Source organism: Planktotalea sp. (assembly GCF_039984035.1).
GTDB lineage: Bacteria > Pseudomonadota > Alphaproteobacteria > Rhodobacterales > Rhodobacteraceae > Planktotalea.
In genome coordinates this window covers 1-4,448 of sequence record NZ_JBDWVM010000048.1, presented here as the reverse complement: position 1 = coordinate 4,448, position 4,448 = coordinate 1, and the positions used below count along the sequence as shown (strand labels likewise).

General features: G+C 54.1%; 5 protein-coding genes. 1 reads left to right on the top strand and 4 read right to left on the bottom strand.

Annotation, left to right across the window (positions count from 1 at the left end):
- From ABJQ89_RS02185 to ABJQ89_RS02175, 3 genes are all read right to left on the bottom strand, one after another.
- Positions 1-290, bottom strand: a 290-nt coding sequence (locus tag ABJQ89_RS02185; protein WP_348494638.1) for a gamma carbonic anhydrase family protein, incomplete at its 3' end; no start/stop codon positions are given.
- Entirely contained in the window at positions 287-928 is a 642-nt protein-coding gene (gene gmk, locus ABJQ89_RS02180) for a guanylate kinase (RefSeq protein ID WP_348494637.1), read from the bottom strand. The genes gmk and ABJQ89_RS02185, both read right to left, overlap by 4 nt.
- Before the next feature lie 3 nt (positions 929-931).
- Positions 932-1,825, bottom strand: coding sequence for a YicC/YloC family endoribonuclease (locus ABJQ89_RS02175; RefSeq protein ID WP_348494636.1), 894 nt, complete (start codon positions 1,823-1,825; stop codon positions 932-934).
- 252 nt (positions 1,826-2,077) lie between these two features.
- Between ABJQ89_RS02175 and ABJQ89_RS02170 the strand changes: the two genes are divergently transcribed.
- Positions 2,078-2,812 carry a PAS domain-containing protein gene (locus ABJQ89_RS02170; RefSeq protein ID WP_348494635.1) on the top strand — a complete coding sequence of 245 codons (735 nt, stop codon included), beginning with the start codon at positions 2,078-2,080 and terminating at the stop codon, positions 2,810-2,812.
- 76 nt (positions 2,813-2,888) lie between these two features.
- On the opposite strand, the gene ABJQ89_RS02165 is transcribed toward ABJQ89_RS02170, so the two are convergent.
- Positions 2,889-4,256, bottom strand: a complete 1,368-nt coding sequence (locus ABJQ89_RS02165; protein WP_348494634.1) for a 3-deoxy-7-phosphoheptulonate synthase class II — start codon at positions 4,254-4,256, stop codon at positions 2,889-2,891.
- Between the last annotated feature and the right edge of the window lie 192 nt (positions 4,257-4,448).

Here is a 4,448-nt window from a genome sequence, read left to right as displayed (position 1 = left end):
ATCAGCGTGTTCTCACCAATGGTGCAGCCATGAAGCATGACTTTGTGGCCAATCGTACATCCTGCGCCAATGGTAAGGCCAAAGCCCGGGTCGGTGTGCATGACGGTGTTTTCTTGAACGTTCGTGCCCGCGCCAATGTGGATCAGCTCGTTGTCACCGCGTAGGGTGCAACCGAACCAGACGGAACAGGCCTCTTCCAATACGATATTGCCGATGACATTGGCGTCCGGCGCGATCCATGTGTCGTCTGCGATGTTGGGTGTGAGATCACCAAGGGAAAATACCGTCATGAAATATCCTCGAATTGGGCTTGCAGGTTGCGCACATGGTCCATCAAATCCGGCTGCTGCGATCGACGCATACGCGTGGCGGTGATGATGGTTTTGAGTTGTTCTTCCGTGGCATCCAGATCGTCATTGACCAGAACGAAATCATAGCCATCCCAGTGGGAAATCTCATCCCAGCTCTTGGACATGCGGCGCTCAATGATTTCTTCGCTGTCCTTTGCGCGGCTCACCAAACGGCGATGCAGCTCAGTGATGGAGGGCGGTAAAAGGAAGATCGACAATGTGTGCTGGCCAAGCGCGGAGTTACGGATTTGCTGCGCGCCTTGCCAATCGATGTCAAAGAGCACGTCTTGACCCGCATCAATCGCAGCCTGAACAGGACCTTTGGGCGAACCATAGAAGTTACCGAATACATGAGCATGTTCGAGCATCTCGCCCTCGGTCACCGCCGCTTTGAAATCAGCCTCATTGGTGAAATGATAATCTTCGCCATCGACTTCACCCTCGCGCGGGGACCGCGTCGTGGCAGAAACGGAAAAGCGTACGCTATCATCCCAAGCGCGCAAGCGCCCTGCGAGCGTGGATTTGCCCGCGCCAGAGGGCGAGGACAGGATGATGAGAAGGCCGCGACGATCGCTCATGAGTTACTCCACATTCTGCACTTGTTCGCGCATTTGATCGATCAGGACTTTGAGCGCCAGACCAATTTCCGTCAGCCCTGCATTTTGCGCTTTTGAGCAAAGAGTATTGGCTTCACGATTAAATTCTTGGCACAGAAAGTCGAGTTTACGACCAGAAGGCTCACCGCTCGCGACCAAATCACGCGCCGCGCTGATATGCGCATGCAGGCGGTCGATTTCTTCTGTGACATCGGATTTCACAGCCAGCACAGCAATTTCTTGCGCCATGCGGGCCTCGTCCATCTCGGCGCGGCTTTCCATCACGCGGGCAATAGCCGCTTCGAAGTTACGCTTCATATCGTCAGAGCGTTCCCCAAGAAGGCCCTGCGCGGATTGTGTCAGTGTTTCGATTTCATCCAATTGGCGCGTAAGCACCGCATGCAGCGATGCGCCTTCAGCCGCGCGCATGGCATTGAAGCTTTCGAGAAGTGGGGCAATGTCCGCGCGCAAGGCGTCGAGCAACTCTTCGCTCGCTTCGCGGTTTTGCGGGGCATCCATCACGCCGCGAAAGTTCATCACATCGCTTGCGCTGGCTGGGGTCAGGTTCACGCCTTGCGCCCCTGCCCGATCTTCAATTTGCGCGATGGCCTCAAGCACACGGTTCAGCGCATCTTCGTTGATTTCAACAGCGTTTTCACCGGCTTCACGGGCAATACGCAAATTCAGCGAAATAGATCCGCGTGCGACGCCGCTGGCTGTGACCTGTTTGCGGATATCTGCCTCAAGCGCGCCAAGCCAATCGGGCATGCGAAACCGTAGATCAAAGCCCTTGCCGTTGACAGCCCGTAGCTCCCAGCCCCAGGAAAAACCGTCAGCGCGACCAGTGCGGGCCGCGAACCCTGTCATGGATGTGAGCATGCAAGTGCCTCTCTTTTGTTGCCCTTTGCTCCTAAGCCAAATGCACCTCTACGTGCAAGTTTTGCCAGCATAATTCGCGGCGTAAACCTGCAAAGCCTGCTTCGCGCGATTAACCAATAAGATAGAATTGTCTCAATTTTTCAAAGAAACCATTCTATTAAGGTTTCAGTAACAAAAGTTCCGATAAGTTTAATCAACTGCTCAAACCCGCTGCTCCGAAGCAAAAGTTTGAAACGTGTAAAGGTAGCCGACGTGTCCAAAGATTTAATCCTCGATCACACAGATGCAGGTACTTCTAACGTGGTATCTATCATGCGAAACGCCCCCTTGGCTAATTTCCCAGGGTGCCGCGATTTACATGCCTATTGGGACGCACTGCGCGGCGCACGCATCATGCCGACACGGAATGAATTTGATCCTCGCGGGGTTGCCTCCACCCTTTCCAACACATTTATCGCTGAAAAAATCGCACCGCGCGTTGCCCGCATCCGCGTTGCAGGCACTGTTATGAATGATGTGCTCGGCATGGACGTGCGCGGCATGCCGTTGACGTCGTTCTTTGATCCTGAGGCCAGAGATGTCATCGCAGAGGCGACGACGGAAATCTTCAACAATCCATCTATGGTTGTTCTCGAATTGACCGCGCGCGTGGGCATTACCCGTAAGATCATTCAGGGACGCATGCTTTTGCTTCCTATGAGTGACGAAGAAGGTGACGTGAGCCGGATCGCCGGCTGTCTTGACCTGCCCAAAGGGTTAAACCGCAAGCCGCGTCGTTTTCAGGTTGCTTCGCTGCGCAGCAGTAATCTGACCGGTGATCCTGTCCGCGCGCTCCCGAACCAAGTACCCGAATTTACGCGCCCCACTGAACAGCCGAGCTACGCTTTCGCAGAAAAGCCAACGGTGTTCCGGTCCCAGCGCACGGTGTCTTCCACGCTTCAAACCCCCAAACCCAGCGGTTTGCGCCTCGTAGTCTGTAACGATTAACGTCTAACGACACATGTAAAAAAGGACGCTCTGATATGCCAGAGCGTCCTTTTCTTTGCTGTTTTCAAGGCCGAAATTATACGGCTTTGGCCTGTGCCGTTCCACGGCGCGCAGACAATTCTTCTGCAACGAGGAAAGCGAGTTCCAAAGATTGGCTTGCGTTCAAGCGTGGATCACAAGCTGTGTGGTAACGATCAGACAAGTCTTCATCGCTTACAGCGCGAACACCGCCTGTGCATTCGGTCACGTCTTGGCCTGTCATTTCAAAGTGAACGCCGCCCGGGATCGTGCCTTCGGCGCTGTGCACACCAAAGAACTCACGCACTTCGCGTAGAACGCTGTCAAATGGGCGCGTTTTATAGCCAGTGGACGATTTGATCGTGTTGCCGTGCATTGGATCACAGGTCCAAAGAACCTCTGCGCCTTCTTCACGAACCGCTTTGATCAAACGTGGCAGATGCTCGGCGACATTACCGGCGCCAAAGCGCGCGATCAGTGTGAGACGGCCCTGCTCGTTTTCAGGGTTCAGCTTGTTCATCAGAACCTTCAAGTCATCCGCCGTGGTTGTTGGACCACATTTCAGACCAATCGGGTTTTGAACGCCGCGTGCGAATTCAACATGCGCGCCGTCTGGCTGACGGGTGCGATCACCGATCCAGATCATGTGACCGGAGCCAGCCAGCCATTTGCCGGATGTGCTGTCCAAACGCGTCAGCGCTTCTTCATACTCGAGCAAAAGCGATTCATGAGACGTGTAGAAATCAACAGTTTTCAAGTTTGGTTCTTGATCGCTATTGAGGCCCGCCGCTGTCATGAAATCAAGCGTATCGCCAATGCGGTTTGCCATTTCACGGTATTCTGCGGCTTGCTCACCTTCGGTGAAGCCAAGTGTCCAGGAATGGACCTCATGCACGTCTGCATAACCGCCTGTTGAAAAGGCGCGCAGCAGGTTCAGAGTTGCGGCGGCTTGTGTGTAAGCCTGAAGCATCTTCTTTGGATCAGGAATACGCGCTTCTGGTGTGAAGGCGAGTTCGTTGATGATGTCACCACGGTAGCTCGGCAGCTCGATGCCATCTACTGTTTCTGTGTTCGCAGAGCGTGGTTTAGCGAATTGACCCGCCATACGGCCAACTTTGACCACAGGCACCTTTGCGCCATAGGTCAGAACCATCGCCATTTGCAGCATCACTTTGAACGTATCGCGGATGCCATCTGCGCTGAATTGCTCAAAGCTTTCTGCGCAATCGCCGCCCTGAAGCAAAAACGCTTCGCCGCGTGCGGCCGCACCAAGCTGAGCTTTCAATTTCCGCGCTTCGCCTGCAAATACCAAGGGTGGATAAGCAGAGAGCTGACCTTCAACAGAGGCCAGTGCCGCCGCATCGGTATAATCCGGCATTTGGACCCGTGGCTTGTTGCGCCAGTCCGATTTCTGCCATTCGCTCATCTGTTCTCTCCCAATGAGGTTGTATGTGAAATCGCAGCTATACCGCCCTGTTAGCGCTATTACCAGATGTTAAACGAAGAGCAGCGTCTTGACGCCGCGAACGAGTTAGGATCAAGGTAATTTAGCCACTCTAATATTTGAGTGATCCGACTCACTTGGCCCGTCCCTCCGTCATTGAAAATGTGAACCAAC